The sequence below is a fragment of the Amycolatopsis sp. NPDC051071 genome, assembly GCF_040682875.1.
In the GTDB taxonomy this organism is placed as follows: Bacteria; Actinomycetota; Actinomycetes; order Mycobacteriales; family Pseudonocardiaceae; genus Amycolatopsis.
Genome location: NZ_JBFBBY010000097.1, coordinates 1 through 24,201, shown reverse-complemented (window position 1 = coordinate 24,201; position 24,201 = coordinate 1). Strand labels below are relative to the sequence as shown.

General features: G+C 69.1%; 18 protein-coding genes. 13 read left to right on the top strand and 5 right to left on the bottom strand.

What is annotated here, in order from left to right; all coding sequences use genetic code 11:
- From AB0M65_RS27065 to AB0M65_RS27055, 3 genes are all read left to right on the top strand, one after another.
- Positions 1-564, top strand: coding sequence for a DUF3000 domain-containing protein (locus tag AB0M65_RS27065; RefSeq protein WP_364033193.1), 564 nt, complete (start codon positions 1-3; stop codon positions 562-564).
- A 902-nt stretch (positions 565-1,466) separates the two neighbouring features.
- The gene (locus tag AB0M65_RS27060; protein ID WP_034318331.1) at positions 1,467-2,183 is read left to right on the top strand and encodes a response regulator transcription factor; all 717 of its coding nucleotides are present in this window, start codon (positions 1,467-1,469) and stop codon (positions 2,181-2,183) included.
- A gap of 107 nt (positions 2,184-2,290) precedes the next feature.
- Complete coding sequence (locus tag AB0M65_RS27055) at positions 2,291-3,520, top strand: ribonuclease D (RefSeq protein WP_364033188.1); 1,230 nt, start codon at positions 2,291-2,293, stop codon at positions 3,518-3,520.
- A gap of 238 nt (positions 3,521-3,758) precedes the next feature.
- On the opposite strand, the gene AB0M65_RS27050 is transcribed toward AB0M65_RS27055, so the two are convergent.
- Entirely contained in the window at positions 3,759-4,415 is a 657-nt protein-coding gene (locus AB0M65_RS27050; RefSeq protein ID WP_364033185.1) for a helix-turn-helix domain-containing protein, read from the bottom strand.
- A gap of 177 nt (positions 4,416-4,592) precedes the next feature.
- Here AB0M65_RS27050 and AB0M65_RS27045 point away from each other — a divergent pair, with 177 nt between their 5' ends.
- From AB0M65_RS27045 to AB0M65_RS27020, 6 genes are all read left to right on the top strand, one after another.
- Entirely contained in the window at positions 4,593-6,059 is a 1,467-nt protein-coding gene (locus AB0M65_RS27045; RefSeq protein ID WP_364033182.1) for an amino acid permease, read from the top strand.
- Positions 6,060-6,070: 11 nt separating this feature from the next.
- Positions 6,071-6,904 carry an urea amidolyase associated protein UAAP1 gene (locus tag AB0M65_RS27040; protein WP_364033179.1) on the top strand — a complete coding sequence of 278 codons (834 nt, stop codon included), beginning with the start codon at positions 6,071-6,073 and terminating at the stop codon, positions 6,902-6,904.
- Entirely contained in the window at positions 6,901-7,515 is a 615-nt protein-coding gene (locus tag AB0M65_RS27035) for an urea amidolyase associated protein UAAP2 (protein ID WP_364033176.1), read from the top strand. The genes AB0M65_RS27040 and AB0M65_RS27035 overlap by 4 nt, the downstream gene beginning before the upstream one ends.
- Entirely contained in the window at positions 7,512-11,078 is a 3,567-nt protein-coding gene (uca, locus tag AB0M65_RS27030; protein ID WP_364033173.1) for an urea carboxylase, read from the top strand. Before AB0M65_RS27035 ends, uca begins: the two co-directional genes overlap by 4 nt.
- The gene (atzF, locus tag AB0M65_RS27025) at positions 11,075-12,691 is read left to right on the top strand and encodes an allophanate hydrolase (protein WP_364033170.1); all 1,617 of its coding nucleotides are present in this window, start codon (positions 11,075-11,077) and stop codon (positions 12,689-12,691) included. Before uca ends, atzF begins: the two co-directional genes overlap by 4 nt.
- A gap of 485 nt (positions 12,692-13,176) precedes the next feature.
- A complete protein-coding gene (locus AB0M65_RS27020) occupies positions 13,177-13,770 on the top strand; it encodes a D-alanyl-D-alanine carboxypeptidase family protein (protein WP_364033167.1) in 594 nt (197 codons plus the stop codon).
- Here the strand turns inward: AB0M65_RS27020 and bla are convergent.
- On the bottom strand, positions 13,767-14,690 hold the full coding sequence (gene bla / locus AB0M65_RS27015; RefSeq protein WP_364033164.1) for a class A beta-lactamase: 924 nt from the start codon (positions 14,688-14,690) through the stop codon (positions 13,767-13,769). The genes AB0M65_RS27020 and bla overlap by 4 nt on opposite strands.
- A 194-nt stretch (positions 14,691-14,884) precedes the next feature.
- Between bla and AB0M65_RS27010 the strand changes: the two genes are divergently transcribed.
- From AB0M65_RS27010 to AB0M65_RS26995, 4 genes are all read left to right on the top strand, one after another.
- A complete protein-coding gene (locus tag AB0M65_RS27010) occupies positions 14,885-16,117 on the top strand; it encodes a thiolase family protein (RefSeq protein ID WP_364033161.1) in 1,233 nt (410 codons plus the stop codon).
- A complete protein-coding gene (locus tag AB0M65_RS27005; RefSeq protein WP_364033158.1) occupies positions 16,117-18,228 on the top strand; it encodes a 3-hydroxyacyl-CoA dehydrogenase NAD-binding domain-containing protein in 2,112 nt (703 codons plus the stop codon). The genes AB0M65_RS27010 and AB0M65_RS27005 overlap by 1 nt, the downstream gene beginning before the upstream one ends.
- 345 nt (positions 18,229-18,573) lie before the next feature.
- Positions 18,574-20,175 carry a histidinol-phosphatase gene (locus tag AB0M65_RS27000; RefSeq protein ID WP_364033155.1) on the top strand — a complete coding sequence of 534 codons (1,602 nt, stop codon included), beginning with the start codon at positions 18,574-18,576 and terminating at the stop codon, positions 20,173-20,175.
- A gap of 9 nt (positions 20,176-20,184) precedes the next feature.
- Positions 20,185-21,261, top strand: a complete 1,077-nt coding sequence (locus tag AB0M65_RS26995) for an alpha/beta hydrolase (protein WP_364033152.1) — start codon at positions 20,185-20,187, stop codon at positions 21,259-21,261.
- 61 nt (positions 21,262-21,322) lie between these two features.
- On the opposite strand, the gene AB0M65_RS26990 is transcribed toward AB0M65_RS26995, so the two are convergent.
- From AB0M65_RS26990 to AB0M65_RS26980, 3 genes are read right to left on the bottom strand one after another with little or no spacing between them, the layout of a single operon-like run.
- A complete protein-coding gene (locus tag AB0M65_RS26990; protein WP_364033149.1) occupies positions 21,323-22,132 on the bottom strand; it encodes an aldo/keto reductase in 810 nt (269 codons plus the stop codon).
- A gap of 26 nt (positions 22,133-22,158) precedes the next feature.
- Positions 22,159-23,286: a HAMP domain-containing sensor histidine kinase gene (locus tag AB0M65_RS26985; protein WP_364033146.1), complete on the bottom strand. Its 1,128-nt coding sequence runs from the start codon at positions 23,284-23,286 to the stop codon at positions 22,159-22,161.
- Positions 23,283-23,960: a response regulator transcription factor gene (locus AB0M65_RS26980; RefSeq protein WP_364033143.1), complete on the bottom strand. Its 678-nt coding sequence runs from the start codon at positions 23,958-23,960 to the stop codon at positions 23,283-23,285. The genes AB0M65_RS26985 and AB0M65_RS26980 overlap by 4 nt, the downstream gene beginning before the upstream one ends.
- Positions 23,961-24,201 lie beyond the last annotated feature (241 nt).

Below are 24,201 nucleotides of genomic sequence, written 5' to 3'. Positions count from 1 at the left end.
GTGACCGCGATGACGTCAGTACCCGACCTCTTCCGTGAAGCCGTCGCGGCGTTGCAATCGGTCCGGCCCCGTCCCGAAGTCCAGCTGGAGACGATGCGCCCGCCGCAGCGGCTGGCACCGTGGTCGTACGCGGTGAGCTGCGAGGTGGAGGGGCCCGCGGACGTGCTGGCGTCGGGACGGCTGGTGCTGCTGCACGATCCGGACGGCCAGGAAGGCTGGGACGGCGTCCTGCGGCTGGTCCTGTACGTGCGCGCGGAACTCGACCGGGAACTGGCGACCGATCCCTTCCTGCCCGCCGTGGGCTGGTCATGGCTGACCGACGCGTTGGAAACCTCCGGAGCGGAGTGGACGGCGCTCGGCGGCACCGTCACCGAGACGTCCTCGGCCCGCTTCGGCGACATCGCCGGACCCGCGCGGACCGACGATCTGGAACTGCGGGCGTCCTGGACGCCGACCGATGCCGCGCTGCGGCCGCACGGGCAGGCCTTCTGTCAGGTCATGGCGAGCGTCGTCGGGCTGCCGCCGGTCGGCGTGACCCTCTTCGGACAGCGCCAGTCGTCCTGAACCCCTCGCTTCATGCCCTGCTTCCTGCCCCCTTCCTGGCCCTCCGCACGTCCCGACGCGCCGGAATCCCAGCAATCGAGACATAGCATTCGGGTTATTTTGCGCTCCGAGGTCACCTAGCCCCGCTAGTAAAGCTAGCGATACTAAAGGTCCCTTGCTCCCCCCGCCGGATCCGCGACCAAGTACAGGAAGGCCCCCTTCCTTGCGCCTAACGCAAGGAAGGGGGCCTTCATGTACTACCGACGGCCCGCGCGAGACCGCGAAGCGTCCGAAGGCGCCTTCGCTACTCCGGACGCGAGGCGCTCAGAGCGCCCGTACGCCGCCGAGACCACCTACAGGTCCATATGGACTAGACCAGGGCCGACCAGCGAAGAGCCGGCCACTCAGAGGTCTGGACCACCCCGTTCGTGCTACGCGCAGTGTCACCGTCAGCAACAAGATCAAGTTGGCCTGCGGAGAGTCACCAGGGCCCTCAAAACGCTTCCGGAGCGTCACCGTCATGGTCACCGAACGAAGCGATCATGGGCGCTCGCGAAGTTGATCAAGCCTATACCGGAAAGGGTTTTCGCCCTCGGATGCACTGGTGCTCAGGGGTAACGAGCAGACTCACCGGCAGGTGCACGGGCCATCTGCACAGTCGATTGGACCCCGGTAACTGAAGTGCATCGTGTTCTTTCGGCGATGTGTTAGCCACCGGCTGTGTACTAGCCCGATCGTGTTACAACGAACTCCCTGAGTAACTACTCGTTTGAGATAGATACCCGTTCGATCCCCCCGCGAAGGCCTCAGTACAGCTACAGTGCCTTCGACGACACCACTTTCGGTCTAAAGCTGGCGCGGCTAAACGGCCGAAAGTCCCGGTGCCGGTCGGGGGGCACGACCGACTCCAGGGAGGTAGTGACGTGGCTACCGTCGGCATTTCTCAGGCCGTCCGATCCACGCCAGCCGGTTCATTGCCGGCGAGCATGGTTCCGCACCCGCGGGAAGAGCTTTTTTCCGTGTTGGTGGTCGATGACCACCCGCTGTTGAGGGAGGCAATCTCAGCAAGACTCGCACAGATGGGTGCGGGCACCGTCCACGAGGCCGCCACGGTGGCCGAGGCAAGGGCGCGAGCACAGGCCACAGGGCCTTGTGACCTGGCGATCCTTGATCTCGGACTGCCGGATGGCAGCGGCATCGAGCTGGTTACGGAACTTCGTAGCCATGGCTGGCCTCGAGTAGTGGTGCTCGCTTCATCAGACGACCCGTACGCGGTCAGGTCGGCGTTCCAGGCCGGCGCCCAGGCATACCTGCTCAAGTCGGCATCGCCGGTCGTAGTGACCGACGGCGTCCGCAGGGTGCTCGAGGGCGGCGTCTACGCAGACCCGAGCGTCGCACCGGTCTTGGCCACCGGCACCCGGGTCGCCGGCACCGACAACACCCCACGCGAGCTTTCGGCGCGCGAGGTCGAGGTGCTGCAGCTCGTGGCCGATGGCCAGTCCAACAAGGAGATCGGCGAGGAACTCAGCCTCTCCGCTCTCACCGTGAAGTCTCACCTCTCCCGCATCGGGCGCAAGCTCGGCACGGGTGACCGGGCTCAGATGGTGGCGCTGGCCATGCGTGCCGGCGTGATCCGCTGACAAAGGCGAACTGCCCTGCGGGGCGGGCGGACCAGGCGCGGCCCGCTCGTCCCGTAGGGTCTTCACCTATGGAAGGCGACCGACCCGGAGAACCACAGGCGGACACTATGACCGGCACTGATGACACCAGTGCTCCGGTTCTGCTTCGTGAGCCCGCCGAGGGCACTCCACCGGTGATCGCCGACGCGACAGCCCTGGCCGAAGCCTGCGCGAAGATCGCGGGCGGCAGCGGGGCCATCGCCGTGGACACCGAACGCGCGTCCGGCTACCGATACTGGCCGAAGGCCTATCTGGTGCAGCTGCGCCGCGAAGGTGCCGGCTCCTTCCTCATCGACCCCATTCCGCTCGAGGGACAGCTCGAACCCCTCGCGGAAGTCCTCAACAACGCCGAATGGGTGCTGCACGCGGCCTCACAGGACCTGCCGTGTCTCGCCGAACTCGACCTGCACCCGAAGAGCCTGTTCGACACCGAACTCGCCGGACGTCTCGCCGGGTACGAACGCGTCGCACTCGGCACGCTCGTCGAACTCCTCCTCGGCTACCAGCTGGAGAAGGGGCACAGTGCCGCCGACTGGTCGAAGCGTCCGCTCCCCGTCGACTGGCTGAACTACGCCGCCCTCGACGTCGAGCTGCTCATCGAACTACGCGAGAAACTCGAAGCCGACCTCGCCGACCAGGGCAAGCTCGAATGGGCCCAGCAGGAGTTCGAGGCCGTCCGCAACGCGCCGCCGCCCGCCCCTCGGGCCGAGCCGTGGCGCCGGACGTCCGGCGTGCACAAGATCCGCAGCGCCCGCGGGCTCGCCGCGGTCCGCGAACTGTGGCAGGCACGCGACGAGCTCGCCCGCAAACGCGACCGGGCACCGAGCCGGATCCTGCCGGACACCGCGATCATCAACGCCGTCACCGCGGACCCGAAGACCGTCGAGCAGCTGCAGGCACTGCCGGTGTTCAGCGGCCGGGTCCAGCGCAAGTACACCGCGAGCTGGCTGCGGCACCTCCAGACCGCCCGCACGCTCCCGGCCGACGAACTGCCCACCCCCGCCCAGCAGACCGACGGCCCGCCGCCGGTGAACCGCTGGTCCGACAAGGATCCCGACGCCGCCGCCCGGCTCGTGGCCGCCCGCGCGGCGCTGGCCGCGATCGCGGAAGACCGGCGGCTGCCGGTCGAGAACCTGCTGCTGCCGGAACTCGTCCGCCGCACCTGCTGGCGTCCGCCGTCCGACCTCAGCGAGGACTCGGTCGCCAAGGTCCTCGCCGACGGCGGTGCCCGGCCGTGGCAGATCGAGCTGACCGTCGCGTCGCTGAGCAAGGCCCTGCACGCGACCGCCGCCGCCTGACCCCGCTCCTCGCCCGCCGGGACCCGGTAAGTAGTGAGTGGCCTGGGTGACGCGACAGCGCACTCACGTGCTCAGACCCGTAACTCGCGTGCTTGAAGGCGTAACTCGCGTGCTTAAAGCCGTAACTCGCGTGCTTGAAGGCGGAACTCGCGTGCTTGAACCCCGCACACCGAGTTTCGCCTCCGGGCACGCGAGTTCCGCCTCCAGGCACGCGAGTCACGCCGTCGTCCCTGTTCCCTCAGTCCTCCAGTAGCGCCCGCGCGGAAGTCCGCAGCTCGGCGTCCGGTTCCCCGAGCCCGGCCAGCCTCAGCACACTGTCCGCGCCCTCGACGGCGTGCGCCTCGACGTCCAGTTCCGGCTGGTCGCGCCGGACGATCGCGATGCTCTCGACGAGCCCGAACACGAGGTCGGTCCGGATCCCGAGCAGGTCCGGGGCGACTCCGGCGGCCGCGACGAGCGCACCGTAGACGCGTTTGAGCTCCGCCCGTTCGGTCCGGAACCGGGCCAGCCTCGGCGAGGAGATCTCCGGCAGCAGGTACAGCGCGCCGAGGTTGTGCCGTGCGCTGCCGAGCAGGTGGATATCCGCGTAGGCCAGCGCCCACAGCCGGGTTCCCACCGGCGCGTGCACGGTCGAGAGACCGCCCGCGACCTCCAGTGACGGCCGGACGGTGTCCTCCAGCAGCGCCGCCAGAATGTCCTCTTTGGACGGAAAGTGGTAGTAGAGCGACGCCTGCCGCAGACCGGCACGTTCGGCGATGGCGCGAGTGGTCGTCGCCGCGTACCCGGCGCCGGTGAACAGCTCCCCCGCCGCGTCCAGAACCGCGAGCCGCGCTTCCCGCTTGCTCGCCGCCGCCCCGCTGGCTCTGGGCCTGCCCACCCCGGTCGTTTTCGTCATCTATCCGATCCTGCCATTTCTTCGCGGCGATCTTTGTTACGTCCGGCGGTCGGCTCAGGTTACCGAATCCGGTATCTGTTAACACCGCGCTTACCGGCGGAGATCAGAAGGACCCCGCACGCGCTTAATTTCGGTCAGCCGATCGAAATTCGGCCCTTCAGACAGGAGCCCCCGCAAATGCCGTCCGAAGACCTTTCCGCCTTCGGTTACCGTCAAGAACTCCGCCGGACACTGGGCGGTTTCTCCGCCTTCGCCGCGGGTTTCTCCTTCGTTTCGATCCTGACCACGGTGTTCCAGCTGTTCGCCTTCGGCTATTCCTTCGGCGACACGCTGTTCTTCTGGACCTGGCCGCTCGTGCTCGCCGGGCAATTGCTCGTCGCGCTCAACTTCGCCGAACTCGCCGCCCGATTCCCACTGGCAGGATCGGTTTACCAGTGGGCGAAACATCTCTCGCCGGGATTCGCGGGCTGGCTCGCGGGCTGGATGATGCTGGTGGGCTGCGTTGTCGCACTCGCCGCGGCCGCGATCGCGCTGCAGGTCGTCCTCCCGTCGGTCTGGAGCGGTTTCCAGCTCGTCGGCGGCGACCCGGCGGTGACGTCGCCGACCGGCGCCACCAACGCCGTCCTGCTCGGCACCCTGCTGATCGTGTTCACCACGGCGGTCAACGCGGGCGGCGTGCGGCTCATGGCGCGGATCAACGACGTCGGGGTGGCGGCGGAACTCGTCGGCGTCCTGGTGCTGATCACCGGGCTCGCGCTGTTCGCCGTCCGCGGCCCGCAGGTCGTGCTCACGCCGGCGGGAGGAAGCCCGGGAGCCGGCGGCGTCCTGGCCTCCGCGCTCATGGCCGCCTATGTCCTCTACGGTTTCGACACCGCCGCCTCGGTCGCCGAGGAGACCAAGGACGCCCGCCGCACCGCCCCGCGTGCCGTGCTCCGTGCGCTCCTGATCTCCGGCATCGGCGGTCTCGCCGTCGTCATCACCGCGCTGATGGCCGCGCCGAGCCTGACCGACGGCCAGCTCGCCGGGAAGGGCCTGCCGTACGTGATCACGGCCGTCTTCGGCGACACTCTTGGCCGGATCTTCCTCGCCGACGTCGCGATCGCCGTCGTCGTCTGCACCCTGACCATCCAGACCGGTACGGTCCGGCTGATCTACGCGATGGCCCGCGACGGCGCGCTTCCCGGCGCCAAACGGCTTTCCGCGGTCAACGCCCGCACCGGCACGCCGATCGCGCCCGCCGTCCTCTCCGGCGTCCTCGCGATCGGGCTCCTGCTGCTGAACGTCGGCAACCCGACCATCTTCAGCACCATCACCGGCACCTCGGTGGTCGTGGTCTACGTGGCCTACCTCCTGGTGACCGGACCGCTGCTGCTCCGGCGCCGTCAAGGCCGTTTCACCGCCGAGCCAGGCCATTTCTCCCTGGGACGATGGGCTATTCCGGTCAACGTCGCGGCAGTAGGGTACGGCGCGATGATGATCGTCAACATCGCTTGGCCACGAGCCGAGATCTACGACCTGGCCGGCACCGGCTCCATCTGGGTCGTGTTGTTCCCGATCGAGTTCGTCGGCGCCGCGCTGCTCACCGGCTACCTCTGCTGGCGCCGCCGCTCCGCGCTCACCACGGTCCCCGTCCCCGCGATCTGAAGGAAGGTTCCATGAGCACGACATCGACCACGTACGGCGCTCGCGACCACGCGCGCGCCCAAGCGGGCACGGTGACCGAGGCGATGCCCGCCATCCCGGCGTCCACCTGGCCGGACCCGCCACCCGAGGTCGACCCGGCGAAGCTCGTCTGGGCCGAGACGGTCGCCGGTGGCGGCTACACGCACAAGGTCCTCGCCCGCGGCACCGAACTGCGGCTGACCGATCTCGAAGGCGACGCCTGCGCGCATCTGCTGCTGTTCAACGCCGAGGGGCCGTGGGAGCGGCTGAACGTCGCGGACACGGTGAAGGTCCAGTGGAACGCCTACCTCGGAGAGTCGATCGCGCTGCTTTCGGATCAGGCGCGGGTGCTCGCGACCGTCGCCACCGACGAGAGCGGCAAGCACGACGCCCTGTGTGGAACGTCCACTGTGGACGGAAACACCGAGCGTTACGGCGACGGCAGTCCGCAGGGCGGCTCGCCGGCCGGGACCGCGCTGTTCACGCTCGCCGCGGCCAAACACGGTCTCACCCAGCGTGATCTGCCACCGAGCCTGTCCTTCTTCCAGGGCGTCCACGTGGAGAACGACGGCGGGCTGACGTTCACCGGTTCGGCCGGTGCGGGCAAATCCGTGGTCCTGCGCACCGAACTCCCGGTCGTCGTCCTGATCGCCAACGTCGCGCATCCGCTCGACCCACGGCCGGACTACCCGGTCACGCCGTTGCGGGTACTCGCCCAGCGCAGCACTCCGTCCACTCCGGACAGTCCCGAGTGGACGGCGTCCCCCGAGGCCCAGCGCGCCTTCGAGAACACCGCCGACTACCTCACCGCTAGGGGCCTGGCATGACCACGACCATCTCCGACACCGAGGTCGCCGCGCGAGCGCCGTACTCCACCGTGCTGCGCAAGGGTGAAACGCTCGCGATCATCGACCTCGGCGGCAACCAGGCCGTCGATTTCCTCTGCTACGACGCCGCCGACACGGCCGAGCGGTACAGCGCGGCCGCGACGATCGCCGCGCAGCGCAACATCTTCCTCACCACCGGCAGTGTGCTGCGCACCGGCGAGGGCGCGCCGCTGCTCACCGTCGTCGAGGACACCTGCGGGCGGCACGACACGATCGGCGGCGCCTGCAGCAAGGAATCCAACAGCCTCCGCTACGGCCAGCACACGCGCTACCAGCACGCCTGTGTCGAGAACTTCCTGACCGAGGGCGCGAAATGGGGCCTGGGGAAACGGGACCTGGTCAGCAACGTCAACTGGTACATGAACGTGCCAGTCGAACAGGACGGCACACTCGGCATCGTCGACGGTATTTCCGCGCCCGGTATGGAGGTCAAGCTGCGCGCCGAGACCGACGTCCTGGTACTGGTGTCGAACTGCCCGCAGATCAACAATCCCTGCAACGGCTTCGATCCGACCGCGGTCAGAATGATCGTCACCGGCGGTGACGCGTGAAACTGCTCGTCGCCAACCGGGGGGAAATCGCGGTCCGGATCCTGCGGACCGCCAAGGAGATGGGTATCCCGACGGTCGCCGTCTATTCCGACGCCGACCGCACGGCCGCGCACGTACGGCTCGCCGACGAAGCCGTCCGGCTCGGCCCGGCGCCGGCCAGGGAGAGCTATCTCCTCGGTGACGCCATCATCGAAGCCGCGCTGAAGACCGGCGCCGACACGATCCACCCCGGCTACGGGTTCCTGTCCGAAGACGCCGCCTTCGCCAAGGCGGCGGAGGCGGCGGGCATCCGGTTCGCCGGCCCCGCCGCCGAGCACCTGGAGGTGTTCGGCAGCAAGCACACCGCCCGCGACAAGGCCGTCGACGCCGGTGTCCCGCTGCTCCCTGGCACCGGACTGCTGGACACCCTCGCCGACGCCGAAGCCGCGGCCGCCGAGATCGGCTATCCGGTGATGCTCAAGGCCACCGGTGGCGGCGGCGGGATCGGCATGCGAGCCTGCGCTTCGGCCGAGGAGCTGCGGGACGCCTGGGACGCGGTGCAGAGCATCGCGGCGAAGAGCTTCTCGACATCGGGGGTGTTCCTCGAACGCCTGGTGACCAACGCCCGGCATGTCGAGGTCCAGGTGTTCGGCGACGGCGCGGGTGAAGTGCTGGCGCTGGGCACGCGGGACTGCACCCTGCAGCGGCGCAATCAGAAGGTGTTCGAAGAGTGCCCCGCACCGGGGCTTTCCGAAGCGGTGCGGGAGAAACTGGTCTCGTCGGCGGTCGACCTCTGCAAGTCGGTGCGCTACCGGTCGGCGGGCACGGTCGAGTTCATCTACGACCCGGACCGCGAAGAGGCCGCGTTCCTCGAGGTGAACACGCGGCTGCAGGTCGAGCATCCGGTCACCGAGGCGGTCTACGGGATCGACCTGGTCGCGTGGATGCTCCGGCTCGCCGACGGCGACACCGGGATGTTCGCCACCGAGCCGAAGCCACGCGGGCACGCTGTCGAGGCTCGGGTCTACGCCGAGGATCCGGCCGCCGGGCACCGGCCGAGCGCGGGTCTGCTGACCCGTGCCGACTTCCCGCCGGAGGTCCGGGTCGACACCTGGGTCGAGGCGGGCACGAAGGTGACCACGCATTACGACCCCTTGCTGGCCAAGGTGATCACCGTCGGCGCGGACCGGGCAGGCGCGCTCGCCGCGCTCGTCACCGCACTCGCCGAAAGCCGGGTGGACGGCGTCCGCACCAACCTCGGTCAGCTGCGTGCGGTCGCCGCGGACTCCCGGCTGCACCGGATCACGCACGACACCGCGACCCTCGACGCGATCACCGACCCCGAACCACGGATCGAGGTCCTGCGGGGCGGCACGATGACCACCGTCCAGGAATGGCCGGGACGGCTGGGCTTTTGGCACGTCGGCGTCCCGCCGAGCGGGCCGATGGACGACCTGTCGCTCCGGCTGGGCAACCGGGCGCTGGGCAATCCCGAAGGCACTCCCGGCCTTGAGTGCACTGTGGACGGTGTCTCGCTCAAGTTCACCGACGCCGCAATCGTTTGCGTCACGGGGTCGCCGTCTCCGGTGGCCGTCGACGGTCAGTCGGTTCCCCAGTGGACACCGGTCGAGATTCCGGCAGGTGGCGTGCTCGACGTCGGCACCGGTTCGGCCGGGCTCCGGGCGTACGTCCTCGTTCGCGGCGGCGTCGACGTGCCGGATTTCCTTGGCAGCGCGGCGACCTTCACTCTCGGCGGTTTCGGCGGGCACGGTGGCCGCGCGCTCACGACCGGCGACGTCCTCTCCCCCGGTCCGCTGCCGGAGAACGCCGTCACCGGCGCGGTTCCCGAGTCCGAGCGGCCGGTTTTCGGGACGCACTGGGAGATCGGCGCGTCCGAAGGGCCGCACGCCGCGCCGGAGTTCTTCACCCCGGACGACGTCGAGACGTTCTACGCCACCGACTGGGAAGTGCATTTCAACTCCGCGCGCACCGGTGTCCGGCTGGTCGGGCCGCGGCCGCGATGGGCACGGGAGGACGGCGGTGAGGCGGGCCTGCACCCGTCGAACATCCACGACACGCCGTACGCGATCGGCGCCGTCGACTACACCGGCGACCTGCCGATCCTGCTGGGCCCGGACGGGCCCAGCCTCGGCGGATTCGTCTGCCCGGCCACCGTGGTGACTCCGCAGCGCTGGAAACTCGGCCAGTTGCGGCCGGGTGACACCGTGCGGTTCGTGCCGATCACCACCGAGCACGCGGCTTCGTTGCGGGAAAGCCCTGGCACGGCGGTCAAGGCAAGCCGGAAGCCGATCGACGACGGCGGCATCCTCGGCCGTCTGTCCACATCGGACGAGAATCCGGAGGTTACCTACCGGCGCAGTGGCGACGACAACCTCCTGATCGAGTATGGGCCGATGAAGCTCGACCTTGCCTTGCGGATGCGGGTCCACGCACTCGCCGACAGGCTGGCGGCGGAAGGCCTCAAGGGCGTCGTCGACCTGACGCCGGGTATCCGTTCGCTTCAGGTGCACGTCGATCCGGACGTGCTGCCGGTCCGGAAACTGCTCGGGCTGGTCCAGGAGGTGGAGCACGATCTACCGAGGACCGGCGACCTCGTGGTGCCGAGCCGGACCGTCCGGCTGCCGTTGTCCTGGGACGATCCGGCCACCCGCGAGGCGATCGAGCGGTACATGGCGGGTGTCCGCGACGACGCGCCGTGGTGCCCGTGGAACATCGAGTTCATCCGGCGGGTCAACGGTCTGTCCAGTGTGGACGACGTCTATCGGACGGTGTTCGACGCCGAGTACCTCGTGCTGGGACTCGGCGACGTCTATCTCGGCGCGCCGGTGGCCACCCCGCTGGACCCGAGGCACCGGCTGGTCACCACGAAGTACAACCCGGCGCGCACGTGGACGGCGGAGAACTCCGTCGGCATCGGCGGCTCGTACCTGTGTATTTACGGGATGGAAGGCCCCGGCGGGTATCAGTTCGTCGGGCGGACCGTGCAGGTGTGGAGTGGCTGGCGGCAACGCGGGTCGTTCGAGCCGGGTTCCCCGTGGCTGCTGCGATTCTTCGACCGGATCTCCTGGTATCCCGTGTCCGCCGAGGAACTGCTGGACCTGCGGGCGCGGAGCTCGGCGGGGGAACTGGAACTCGACATCACCGACGGCGAGTTCGCCCTCGCCGACCACGAACGGTTCCTGGCCGACAACGCCGACGGCATCGCCACGTTCCGGGCGAAGCAGAGCGCGGCGTTCGAGGCGGAGCGGCAGGCGTGGGCGGCCGCAGGCGAGTTCGACCCTCGTCCCGAGCCTGCCGGAGCGAAGGTCCCGACCACGAAGGTCGAGGCCCCGCCCGGCGGCCACGTCGTCGAAGCACCGTTCGCCGCGACCGTATGGCGAGTGGACGTCGAGCCCGGCGAGAAGGTTGGCTCGGCCGAGACGCTGGTGATCCTCGAAGCGATGAAGACCGAGGCGCGGATCCCCGCGCCCGCCGCCGGGGAGGTCGTCGAAGTCCTGGTCTCCCCCGGAGATCAAGTCGCCCCCGGCACGCCGCTGGTGGTTCTGGGAAGGAGCGCGGGATGAGCGTGCCGGAACGGGTGCGCGCCGCGTACCACCGGATCGCCAGGGTCGACCGGTCGGAGATCTGGATCGACCTGCGGCCCGAGGACGAGGTACTCGCCGACGCGGAGAAGCTGGAAGCCCGTCGCGCGGCCGGGGAAACCTTGCCGCTGTACGGAAAACTCGCCGCGGTCAAGGGGAACATCGACGTCCGCGGCCTGCCGACGACGGCCGCGTGTCCCGAGTACGCCTACCGGCCGGACGAGGACGCGCCGGTGGTGGCGCGGCTTCGGGCGGCCGGCGCGCTGATCCTGGGCACGACCAACCTCGACCAGTTCGCGACCGGGCTCGTCGGCACACGCAGCCCGCATGGCGCGGTCCGCAACGCGATCGATCCGGCGTACGTGTCGGGTGGGTCGAGTTCGGGTTCGGCGGTGGCGGTGGCGCTCGGGATCGTGGACCTCGCGCTGGGCACCGACACCGCCGGATCCGGCCGGGTCCCGGCGGCGTTCAACGGGATCGTCGGGCTCAAGCCGACCCGGGGACTGCTGCCGACCACCGGTGTCGTACCCGCTTGCGCGAGTATCGACTGCGTGACCGTGTTCGCGCGGACGGTCGATGAGGCTTCGACGGCGTTCGCCTGCCTCAGTGAGCCTCGGGATCTTCCGGTGGTCCACCGTCCCTTCCGGATCGGTGTGCCTGCCTCGTTGGGTGGTCCCTTGCAGGACGGCTGGGCCGAGGCGTTCTCGGCCGCGGCTCTGGAATTCCGTGAGGCGGGCGCCGAACTGGTCCCTGTCGACATATCGGCGTTCCTGTCCGCCGCCCGGTTACTGTACGAAGGCGCGTTCGTGGCCGAGCGGTATTCGGCGGTCGGCGAGTTCATCGACGCGCATCCGGACGTCGTCGATCCGGCCGTACGGCAGATCATCGGCGGGGCCAAGGACATCCCGGCGCACCGGTTCTTCTCCGACCTCGCGACACTCGACGGCCTCTCGCGAGAGGCGTCGACAGTTCTGTCCACTGTGGACTGCGTTCTGCTGCCCACGACGACGGAGCATCCGACGATCGCCGAGGTCGAGGCCGATCCGCTGGGCGTGAACGCCCGGCTGGGCCGGTTCACGAACTCGACTAACCTGCTGGGCCTGTCCGCGCTGGCCGTCCCCGCCGGAACCGTCGGCGGGCTGCCGTTCGGCGTGATGCTGGTCGGGGCCGCGTACGGCGACCGGATCCTCGCCGACGTCGCCCGCCTGGTGCCGCGCCGGACCCGGATCACCGTTGTCGGCGCGCATTTGCGCGGGCAGCCGCTGAACCACGAACTGACCTCGCGCGGCGGGCGGTTCGTTTCGGCGGGTCCGACGGCGGCCGAGTACCGGCTGTTCGCGCTGGACACCGTGCCGCCCAAACCCGGCCTCGTCCGGGTCGCCTCGGGCGGTGAACCGATCGCGGCCGAGGTCTGGGACCTGCCGCTGGCCGGCTTCGGCGAGTTCGTGGCGGGCATCCCGGCGCCGCTGGCGATCGGGAAGGTGCGCCTCGCCGACGGGAGCGAGGTGCCCGGGTTCGTCTGCGAACCCGGGGCCGTCGAAGGCGCCGAGGACATCACGCGGTTCGGCGGGTGGCTCGGGTACCTGAGTCGGTAACGCGGTGTAGGAGGGTCGTGAGTGGCAATGCGCGTTCGGGGTTGGCGGCCAGAGTGAAGGCGTGACTCGCGTGCTTGAGCACGTAACTCGCGTGCTTGAAAACGCATCTCACGTGCTTGAGCACGTAACTCGCGTGCTGGATGCCGAACTCAGGTGTGCGGGGCCTGAGCACGCGAGTTTCGCCTTCAAGCACGCGAGTTCCGTCTCTGAGCACGCGAGTGCGGTGTCGGGCCCCTGAAAAGTCCGCTCCCGCCGCCGAATCCGTCACGCCACGTTTGCCTTACCGCTCAATGAACGTCACTTGCCACTCACGACCAACCCGGCTCACCGCCGCCCGACCCACGGCCCACCCCGCCCGGCAGCCCGGTCGCCCAGTCGCCCGGTCCCTCATCAGCGGCTTTCCGGTTTGGTTGGCTTCTTCGGGCATTCTGGGAAGAAGGTCACAAACCGTGGCGCCCAGCCCGGCGCAAGGTAACTTCAGGGTGGTGTCCACCACAGTCGCGAGCAGCCGTCGTACGGCGATCAGCGTGCTCGTGGCGCTGGGGCTCGCCGGGATCGCGATGGCGTCGCTGGGCGCCACCGGCAGTCTGCCGTTCACCTTCAAACCGGTGACCGGGCAGGCGCTCGCGGTTCTCGAAGAGGTCCCCGGTCCCGAGACCGGCCCGAAGTGCCCCCTCGATCAGCGTTACGTCGACGAGAAACCCGTCGGCCTGCGCCCGGACGTCCTCGACGCCTGGAACACGCTGCGCGCCAAGGCCAAGCAGCAGAACGTCGAGCTGTGCGTGAACGACAGCAAACGCAGCCGGGCCCAGCAGCAGCGTGAGTTCGACAGCGCCGTCAAGCGCTTCGGCACCGCGGAGCTGGCCAAGCGGTATGTGCTGACGCCGGAGACGTCCATGCACGTCAAGGGAATCGCCGTCGACATCCAGCCGCTGGCCTCGGCCGCCTGGGTGGAAAAGAACGGCGGCAAACTCGGCTGGTGCCGCCGGTACGACAACGAGAAGTGGCACTTCGAGTACGACCCGGCGTACGCGACCGCCGGCTGCCCGGCGTTGCTCCCCAGCGCGACGGGTTCCTAGCCCAGCTTTTCGACGACGTACTTGGCCGCGTCCGCGAGCAGTGCCTGGTCGTAGGGTGCGTCCTTGGCCGCCTTGCTGGACATGATCGCCACGACGATCGGTGCACCATCCGGCGGCCATACGATGGCGAAGTCGTTCATCGTGCCGTAGTCGCCGGTCCCGGTCTTGTCGGCCACTGCCCAGCCGGGTGGCAGGCCCGCCCGGATCCGCTGGGCGCCGGTGGCGTTGCGCTCCAGCAGATCCTTGAGGAAAGCGCGTTTGTCGGCCGTCAGCGTGTCACCGAGCACGATTTTCTGGTAATCGGCGCCGAACGCCCGCGGCGTCGTGGTGTCCCGCGGATCGCCAGGGGTCGCCTCGGTGATCGCCGGTTCGATCCGGTCCATCTGCGTGACCGTGTCGCCGAGGCCGCGTGTGAACGCCGTCAGCTGCGCGGGTCCGCCGATATCCCGCAGGAGCAGATTGCCCGCGGTTCCGTCGCTGAACCGGATGGCGGCGTCGCACAGCTGGCGGATCGTCATCCCGGTGGCCACGTACTGCCCGGTCACCGGGGCGTGCTTCATCAGGTCGTCCCGGGAATAGGTGACCCGGGTTTCCAGATGCGACAACGGATTCCGGTGCAGGACCGCGGCCGCGGCCACGCCCTTGAACGCCGAGCAGAACGCGAACCGCTCGTCCGCGCGGTGTTCGACCGTGCCGCCGTCACCGGTGTCGAGCGCGTACACGCCGAGCCTGGCGTCGTACTTCCGCTCCAGCTCCATCAAGCGGTCGTGGAACTGCCTGCTGGTCGAAGGCGGGGGCGGCGGTGGTGGCGGTGGGGAAGGCGTCGCGGGCGGGGTTTCCCGGCTACAGGCGGCGAGCGGCAGGAGCGCCGCCATCCCCAGCAACGCACGACGGGTGACGGGCTGCCCCGGCGATGTCATCGTGATCCCTCCCCCTGATCACTTCGAACATAGCAACTTCCCCACGGCCGCCGGATCGGCCAAGCGGCCGACCGGGGACGACCGGCTGAACCCGGGAGTGTGCCTTCTCCCACTCGACCGGGCCACCATCCTGGTTACCGACCGGTAACCAGGGCTAGGGTGCGGTCAGGACTACCTCTACTTCAGGAGCATTCGTGGCCGCAGGAGCAACACCGCTCGCGCCGAACGCGCGGACGGTACGCAATGTCGCCTTCGTCGAAGGGGTGCGAACGCCCTTCGGCAAGGCAGGCGAAAAGGGCATGTACGCCGGTACCCGCGCGGACGACCTCGTCGTCAACGCCATCCGTGAACTGCTGCGGCGGCACCCGGAGCTGCCGCCCGAGCGCGTCGACGAAGTGGCGATCGCCGCCACCACCCAGATCGGCGACCAGGGCCTGACCATCGGCCGCACCGCCGCGCTGCTGGCCGGCCTGCCGAAGTCGGTTCCCGGCTTCGCGCTGGACCGCATGTGCGCGGGCGCGATGACCGCGGTCACCACCACCGCGAGTGGTATCGGTTTCGGTGCCTACGACATCGCCATCGCCGGCGGCGTCGAGCATATGGGCCGCCACCCGATGGGCGAGGGCGTCGACCCGAACCCCCGCATCATCGCCGACAAGCTCGTCGACCCGACGGCACTCGTCATGGGCCAGACCGCGGAGAACCTGCACGACCGGTTCCCGGAAATCACCAAGCAGCGCACCGACGCCTTCGCCGCGCGCAGCCAGGAGAAGTACGCCGAGGCAGTGAAGACCGGCAAGATCGGCCCCGAGCTGGTCCCGGTCGCCACCCGTTCGAAGGAATTGGGCTGGGGCCTCGCGACCGAGGACGAGCCGCCGCGCCCGGGTACCACGCTCGAGACGCTCGCCGGGCTGAAGACGCCGTTCCGCCCGCACGGCCGGATCACCGCGGGTAACGCGGCCGGTCTCAACGACGGCGCCACCGCGGCCCTGCTCGCCGACGAGGACACCGCCCGCGAACTCGGCCTGCCGATCGGCATGCGCCTGGTCGGCTACTCCTTCGCCGGCGTCGAGCCGGAGGTCATGGGCATCGGCCCGGTGCCCGCCACCGAGAAGCTGTTCAAGCGCACCGGCTTGTCGATCGACGACATCGGCCTGTTCGAGATCAACGAGGCGTTCGCCGTCCAGGTGCTGGCGTTCCTCGACCACTTCGGCATCGCCGAAGACGACCCGCGTGTCAACCAGTGGGGTGGCGCGATCGCCTGCGGTCACCCGCTCGCGTCCTCCGGCGTCCGGCTGATGACGCAGCTTTCGCGTCAGTTCGCCGAGCGCCCCGACGTGCGCTACGGCCTGACCACCATGTGCATCGGCATCGGCATGGGTGGCACCGTGCTTTGGGAGAACCCGGCCTTCGAGGGGGCGAAGTAATGACTTTCACCGCTGAGCAGGCGAAAGCCGCCTTTCCCGACGAGGTCGTCACCACCGCGGTCACGCGGCTGGTGAAGGTGCCCGGCCTCGGCAAGCCGGTCGCGCTGATCACCTTGGACAACGGCTACGACCACACCCGGCCGAACACCTTCGGCCCGCAGGGCCTGGTGAGCCTCAACGCCGCGATCGACGCCGCCTTCGCCGCGGAGCCCGCCGCGATCGCGGTCACCGGCAAACCGTTCATCTTCGCCGTCGGCGCCGACCTTTCCGGCGTCGAAGCGGTCGCGGATCCCGCGCTGGCCCGGGAAATCGCGCAGACCGGGCACGACGTGTTCCGCCGCCTCACCGAAACCGAGATCCCGACGTTCGGGTTCATCAACGGCGCGGTGATGGGTGGCGGGCTTGAACTCGCGCTGTCGTGCCACTACCGCACGCTGTCGGAGAACACCGCCGCGATCGCGTTTCCCGAGGTCTTCCTCGGCCTGTTCCCCGGCTGGGGTGGCACGCAGCTGCTGCCGAACCTGATCGGCCCGGACGCCGCCGTCACGGTGATCATCGAGAACGCCTTGGCGCAGAACAAGATGCTCAAGGTCGCGCAGGCGGCCGAGCTCGGCATCGTCGACGAGGTCTTCGGCTCGGCCGACTACCTGGAGCAGTCGCTGCTGTGGCTGGCGAAGGTCGTCAACGGCGAGATCACCCCCGCCCGCCGCGAGATCGACCGTGGCGCCGGATGGGACGCCGCGATCGGCCGCGCGAAGGCCATTGTGGACGGACGCACGAAGGGCGCGTCCCCTGGCGCGACCAAGGCCGTCGAGCTGCTGGAGCTGGCCCGCGAGAATGATCTGGACCGCGGTTACGCGGCCGAGACCGACGGCCTCGCCGAACTGCTCATGGACGACACCCTGCGCGCCGGGCTGTACTCGTTCAACCTGGTCAACAAGCGCGCCAAGCGGCCGGCGGGCGCGCCGGACAAGTCGTTGGCGCGCAAGGTGAACAAGGTCGGCATCGTCGGCGCGGGCCTGATGGCCAGCCAGATGGCCCTGCTGTTCGTACGCCGTCTCAAGGTGCCGGTGGTCCTCACCGACGTCGACCAGGAGCGGGTCGACAAGGGTGTGTCCTATGTGCACGGTGAGATCGACAAGCTGCTGGCCAAGAAGCGGGTTTCGCCGGACGGCGCGAACCGGCTGAAGGCGCTCGTCTCCGGCTCGCTCGACAAGGCAGCGTTCGCCGACGCCGACTTCGTGATCGAGGCGGTGTTCGAGGAACTGGGCGTCAAGCAGAAGGTCTTCGCCGATCTGGAGCAGTACGTCTCCCCCGAGGCGATCCTGGCGACAAACACCTCGTCGTTGTCGATCACCGCGATGGCGTCGCAGCTGAAGCATCCGGAGCGCGTGGTCGGGTTCCACTTCTTCAACCCGGTCGCGGTGATGCCGTTGCTGGAGATCGTCCGCGCGGAGAAGACCGACGACGCCGCCCTCGCCACCGCGTTCGCGCTCGGCAAGCAGCTCAAGAAGTCGAGCGTGCTGGTGAAGGACGCGTCCGCGTTCGTCGTCAACCGGCTGCTGCTGCGTTTCCTCGGCGAGGTGCTGGTGACCGTCGACGAGGGCACGCCGTTCGAGGTCGCCGACTCCGCACTCGAACCGCTGGGCCTGCCGATGACGCCGCTGACGCTGATGCAGCTGGTCGGCCCGGCGATCGCCCTGCACGTCGGGGAAACCCTGCACGAGGCGTTCCCGGACCGGTTCACCGTCAGCGAGAACCTCGACCGCTTCGTCAAGGCCGGCAAGAAGGGCGTCTGGCTGTGGGACGCTCACGGCAACGCCACCGTCGATCCCGAGGTCGCGGAACTCTGGCAGCGCGGCGACTCGCCGTCGACGTCGGAGCAGGTGCGTGACCGTGCGCTGGCGGCGATCGCGGAGGAGATCCGGATCATGCTCGACGAGGGCGTGGTCGCCGAGGCGCAGGACATCGACCTGTGCTTGATCCTCGGGGCCGGCTGGCCGTTCTGGCTCGGCGGCATCACGCCGTACCTGGACCGGGCCGGGGTGTCCGAGAAGGTCAACGGCAAGCGGTTCCAGGCGCCGGGTGTGGCGAGCGTGCCGGTTTCCTGACCCTCGACGCGAAAGCCACCGTCCGCGATCTCCTGATCGCCGACGGTGGCTTTTTGCGAATTTCGTACAGTTTCTGGCGTGCCACCGCGGTTTCCTGAAAGACTTGGTGAACACGAAGCACAGCCACGACAGGTGGCAGGAAGAGGGCCCGCCTCCCCCGCCATCCTCAGGGGAGGCGGGCTTCTCGCCACCCAGAGCGACCGGCGGAGCGCCGAGTGTCCCCCTTCCGCCTCTTCCGCAGGGACGATCATCACAGAGCGCCGTCCGTTGGCCGCTCGGACACCGCCCGTTCAGCCACGCTCTCTAGCGTCCTGCCGACTCGAGAACCTTCCAGGCAGGAGCACGATGAACAGCGAACACGTGGACCGTCGCGGATTCCTCAAGCGGGCGGGACTGGTGTCCGCGGTGGCCGTGGGCGCCCCGCTCGCCGCCACGGCCCCGGCGGAGGCCCTCGATCTCGACCTCGACATCGATGTCAGACGGCTCTTCGGCCGGGACCGCTACCGGTGGCTGGTGGGCGATCACCACATCCACACCCAGTATTCCTACGACGCGATGTACACAGTGGACGGAATCGCCGACGTCGCGCGGGCATCCGGCGCGGACTGGGCGGTGATCACCGATCACGGTCACGCCACGCACGAGAAGTCGTCGGTGGAGCGGACGAACGCCGCGATCCGCGCGGCGCAGCGCGAACACCGCGATCTCCTGCTGTGGCAAGGCATGGAATGGAACGTGCCGGGTGCCGAGCACGCGACGTTGTTCTTCCAGGCCGGCGCGAACCAGGCGGCGAAGCTGCGCGAGTTCGAACGCGCCTTCGACTGGCGGCTGACCGGCACCGAACCCGGCACACCGTCGAACGAGGCGCTGGCCGTCGCGGCGATCCGCTGGCTCGCCACCGAAGAACGCGCACGGCGGATCCACACGCCGGTCGTCGTGATCAACCACCCGCTGCGCAACGGCCGGATCGCCCCGCACGAGATCCGCGCGCTGCGTGACGCCGCCCCCGGCATCGTCATCGGGATGGAGGGCGCGCCCGGCGCACAGGCCGACGGTTTCCCGAAACCGCTCGGAAGCGGCGGTGGCGCGCGCGGCGGGTACGGCAACTCCCCTGGTTCGAACTCGTGGCCGGGCTTCCCGGAGTCGGCCTACCGCACCTACGGCGGATTCGACTGGAGCACCGCCACCGTCGGCGGTCTGTGGGATTCGCTGCTGGCCGAGGGAAAGCCGTGGTGGATCACCAGCAACTCCGACTCGCACTACAACCGCGGTGACACCCTCGTCCGGCCAGGCGTCCCTGACGGGTACTACGACGAGCACGGTGGCTACCCGGATCCGATCGACACCGGCGTCCCGCAGACTCTGCCTCCGTACGCGGACTTCGCGCCCGCTGAGTTCAGCCGGACGGTCGTCGGCGTGACCCACAAGAGCCACGACGGTGTGCTGGAGGGGCTGCGCGCGGGCCGCGTCTGGGTGGTCCACGGTGGACTCGCGCAGGAACTGGAGTTCGGCGCGTACAGCGGCTGGAACTCGGCGACCATGGGCGGCAGGCTTCGTGTCCGGCGCGGCGACGACGTCACGGTCGTCGTCTCGGCGAAGCTCGCGGCCCGGCCGAACAGCGGCGGCGCGATCCCCCGGCTCGCCCGGCTCGACCTCATCTCGGGACCGGTCACCGGCCCCGTCGCCGACCGCGACGCACAGACAGCTCCGGGCACGCGAGTCGTGAAGTCGTTCGAACCGCGGTGGGCACCCGGGCGGACGGTCGCCTTCCGGCACACCTTCCGCAACGTGCGCGAGCCGTTCTTCGTGCGGACACGCGGCACGGACGGCAAGAAGCACGTACCCGGCGGTATCGAGCCGAGCGCCGACGTCATCGGGCAATCGAACCCGTTCGAGGACCTGTGGCTGTACGCGAGTCCGATCTTCGTGGACGTCCGTCAGGCGTAGGGTTCCGCCATGCTTTCACTGAGCAGGCGACTGCTCGTGCGTTCGCTCATGGCCGCCCTCCGGTTCCTGCTCGGACTTCCGGAACCCTTGCTGCGCCTGGTCGCCGGCCGCCCTGTCCGCCTGGACGGGCAGCGGCTGGCGACCAGTTCGCAGGTGCTGATCAAAATGTCCAAATTGGCGCCTTTCGACTATCCACACCGCAACGGGAGCGTCGAACGGGCACGTGCCGAACTCAACCAAGCGGGGGAATTGGCGGGCGCGGGGATCGGCGGGGACGTCAGCCAGTCCGATCACGTGTTCACCGGTCCCGCCGGGCCGGTGCGGATCCGGCTCTACGAACCGGCCGGGGCCGCTTCGCCGGGTCCGGCGCTGATGTTCTTCCACGGCGGCGGATTCGTGCTCGGCGGCATCGAGACGCATGAGGGCGCGTGCCGCTACCTTGCCGAGGAAGCCGGGACGCGGGTGGTCTCGGTGGACTACCGGCTGGCTCCGGAGCACCCGTTCCCCGCCGCTGTCGAGGACGGTATCGCCGCGTTCGCCCACGTGCACGCGAACGCCGCCCGTTACGGTCTCGATCCGGGGCGGATCGCGGTCGGCGGGGACAGTTCCGGCGGCAACCTCGCCGCCGTCGTCGCGCACGCGGGGGCCCGTGGCGAAGTCGCGCTGCCCGCGTTCAGCCTCCTGCTGAACCCGGCGACCGACGCGTTCGGCACGCATCCGTCCCACGAACTGTTCGGCCTCGGTTTCCGGCTCGACACCGAGGAACGCGCTTGGTACCGCGACCGTTATCTCTCGGACGCGGCGCTCTACCGCGACCCGCGCGCGTCGGTGCTGTACGACGAGCACGTCGCGGGCCTGCCGCCCACCTACATCGCGACGTCGGGCTTCGACCCGCTGCGCGACGAAGGTGAGGCCTACGCGCGGAAACTCGCCGACGCCGGGGTGCCGGTGATCCACCGCCGGCATCCCGGGCAGCTGCACGGGTTCGCGAGCCGGGTGGGCGTCGACCCCTCGGCACGGCAAGCATTGCTGCACGCGGCCGGGGTACTTCGGGCAGGCCTCGCACTCGCCGACCACCGCAAGTAGTCCTCTAGTTGCGGTAGTTGGCGATACGAACCACCGCAAGTAGTCCTCTAGTCGCGGTGGCTCACGAGAGCTTGTCGGGGTCCGGGCCCAGGCGCTTCCCCTGCTCCAGCGTCGCGATCGCGGCACCGTCGTGCGCGTCGAGTGCGAAATCGAAGACGTCCATATTCTCCGCGATCCGGGCGGGGGTGACGGACTTCGGGATGACCATATGGTTCATCTCGATATGCCACCGCAGCACGACCTGCGCCGGCGTCTTGCCGTGTTTCCGCGCGATGGTGGTGATCTTCTCGTCGGCCAGCAGTTCGCCGCCACGCGCCAGCGGGCCCCACGCCTCGGTGACGATCTCGTGCTTGTCGTGGAACTCGCGCAACAGCGGTTGCTGCAGCCAAGGGTGGCATTCGATCTGGTTCACCGCCGGTACGATGCCGGTTTCCTCGATCAGCCGTTCCAGATGCGGGATCTGGAAGTTGGACACGCCGATCGCGCGGGCCCGGCCGTCGGAGGCGATCTTTTCCAGCGCCCGCCACGTTTCCACGTACTTGTCCTGGGACGGCAGCGGCCAGTGGATCAAGTACAGGTCGACGTAATCGAGCCCGAGTTCACCCATACTGGTGTCGAAGGCACGCAACGCCGCGTCGTAGCCGTGCTCGGTGTTCCACAGTTTCGTGGTGACGAACAGGTCCTTTCGGGGCAGTCCGCTGGTACGGACGGCCTCCCCGACACCGCGTTCGTTGGCGTACAACGTCGCCGTGTCGATGGCGCGGTAGCCGGCCTCGATGGCGGTGTGGACCGCGCGGACGACCTCGTCGTCGCCGATCTTGTACACCCCGAAACCGAGCTGGGGCAGGGACGTTCCGTTGTTCAGCCGCATGACTGAACGGTAGCCCCCGCACGGCCTCACGGCACAGCGGGAAGGTGCACCGTCACCGAAAGACCGCCGCCCACAACGGGTTCCGCGGCCACCGTGCCGCCGTGCGCCTGCACCGCGGCCCGCACGATCGAGAGTCCCAGCCCGGCGCCGGTGCGGGCGGTCCGCGCGACACCCGCGCGGCGGAACGGTTCGAACAGTTCGGGCACCGCGGCCGGGTCGAGCAGCCCGCCGGACGAGCGCACCCGCAGTACCGACCATTGTGGACCGGCCTGCGTGACGACGTCCAGCCAGCCGCGTTCGACGTTATGCCGCACCGCGTTCTCCAGCAGGTTGCCCGCGATCCGTTCCAGAAGCGCGGGATCGCCGAACGCGGGCGCGCCGGCGGTGGCGAATTCGGCACGGATGCCCCGTTTTTCGGCGTCGGCGCGTACCGCACGCCACGCGCTCGCGACGATCACCGCGAGATCGACCGGTTCCCTCGCCACCAGGCCCGCGCCGTCCGTGCGGGCGAGCAGCAGCAGCGAACCGACCAGGCGCTCGGCCCGTTCGGTCGCGTCCCGCACCACGCCTGCCATCCGCCTCAGTTCCGCCTCGTCGGCGTGCTCGTCGGCGAGGGTGACGTCGAGTTCGGTGCGGATGACGGCGAGCGGCGTCCGCAGTTCGTGGCTGGCGTTCGCGACGAAATGCCGCTGCCCGTCGAACGCGGCCTGCAGCCGGTCGAGCATGTCGTCGAAGGTCTCGGCCAGTTCGGCGAGTTCGTCCTTGGTACGGACCTCACCGATCCGCTCCCCCATGGATTCGATCGACAACCGCCGCGCCGTACCGGTGATCTCACGCAGCGGCCGCAGGACCCGTGCGGTGAACGTCCACGCGAGGATCCCCGCCGCCAGCACGACGAAACAGAACGCGACCGCGCCGAACAACAGCACCCGGTTCCGCGTGTACACCCGCAGGTGCTCGGTGACGGCGGAGGCGTCGACGTCGATGCCGTCGACCCGCACCGTCGTACCCGGCGGCAGTCGCGGCACCGCGGAAACGGCGTCGCCGACCAGGTTCCAGGTCAGCCAGAGCAGCAGCAGGCTGACCAGCGCCACCAGCCCGGTCGCGAGCAGCGTGACCCGGCCACGCAGGCCGCGAGCGCCGGACAGGTTCACCCGCGTGCGGTCCCCTGCTCAGGCACTCGATACCCGGAGCCGACGACGGTCTCGATGATCCCCGGCTCGCCGAGTTTCTTCCGCAGGGTCATCACGGTGACCCGGACGGTGGTGGTGAACGGGTCGGCGTTCTCGTCCCACACCCGTTCGAGCAGCTCCTCGCTGCTGACCACCGAACCGGCGGCCGAAAGCAGCACCTCGAGCACGCCGAATTCCTTGCGTGTCAACTCGACCGGGCCGCTCGAACGGCGGACGGTCCGCCTCGCCGGGTCCAGTTCGACGTCGCCCGCGGTCAACAGCGGCGGCGCGGCCGGGGTCGCGCGGCGGCCCAGCGCGCGCACCCGCGCGACGAGTTCGGGAAACGCGAACGGTTTGGCGAGGTAATCGTCGGCGCCGAGGGACAGCCCGTCCACGCGATCCGAAACGGAACCGCTCGCGGTGAGCATGAGCACGCGCGTCAGCTCGCCGGACGCGACGATCTCACGGCACAGGTCGTCACCGGACATACCGGGCAGGTCGCGGTCGAGCAGCACGACGTCGTACCGGGTGACGGTGGCCTTCTCGTGCCCGTCGTCCCCGGTGAGCGCGATGTCCACCGCCATCCCCTCGCGACGCAGGCCGCGTGCGATCGCGTCGGCGAGAGGTTCTTCGTCTTCGACTACCAGAATTCGCACGACCCTACGTTGCCACACATTCCTGAGAGTGACCTGATTGGACCAACGGGCGGTGATCGCTCCTGCGGAAGGGGTTGCGAAAGCCACGTTCGCCACCTTCAGTGTTGCGAACGCGGCCTTCGCAACACTGACTTCCCCTGCGGACCACCCGCCGCGCAGGTGTCCTGAAGGCCTCCTTTGAGGATTTATACAGAGAAAAATTAGGCGGTCTCGCAACCCCAACACCCACGGCGAAAAAGGG

Coding starts and splice junctions, on each gene's coding strand:
- AB0M65_RS27055 (WP_364033188.1), top strand. CDS start 2,291: ATGACCGGCACTGATGACACCAGTGCTCCGGTTCTGCTTCGTGAGCCC.
- AB0M65_RS27050 (WP_364033185.1), bottom strand. CDS start 4,415: ATGACGAAAACGACCGGGGTGGGCAGGCCCAGAGCCAGCGGGGCGGCG.
- AB0M65_RS27045 (WP_364033182.1), top strand. CDS start 4,593: ATGCCGTCCGAAGACCTTTCCGCCTTCGGTTACCGTCAAGAACTCCGC.
- AB0M65_RS27040 (WP_364033179.1), top strand. CDS start 6,071: ATGAGCACGACATCGACCACGTACGGCGCTCGCGACCACGCGCGCGCC.
- AB0M65_RS27035 (WP_364033176.1), top strand. CDS start 6,901: ATGACCACGACCATCTCCGACACCGAGGTCGCCGCGCGAGCGCCGTAC.
- atzF (WP_364033170.1), top strand. CDS start 11,075: ATGAGCGTGCCGGAACGGGTGCGCGCCGCGTACCACCGGATCGCCAGG.
- bla (WP_364033164.1), bottom strand. CDS start 14,690: ATGACATCGCCGGGGCAGCCCGTCACCCGTCGTGCGTTGCTGGGGATG.
- AB0M65_RS27005 (WP_364033158.1), top strand. CDS start 16,117: ATGACTTTCACCGCTGAGCAGGCGAAAGCCGCCTTTCCCGACGAGGTC.
- AB0M65_RS27000 (WP_364033155.1), top strand. CDS start 18,574: ATGAACAGCGAACACGTGGACCGTCGCGGATTCCTCAAGCGGGCGGGA.
- AB0M65_RS26995 (WP_364033152.1), top strand. CDS start 20,185: ATGCTTTCACTGAGCAGGCGACTGCTCGTGCGTTCGCTCATGGCCGCC.
- AB0M65_RS26990 (WP_364033149.1), bottom strand. CDS start 22,132: ATGCGGCTGAACAACGGAACGTCCCTGCCCCAGCTCGGTTTCGGGGTG.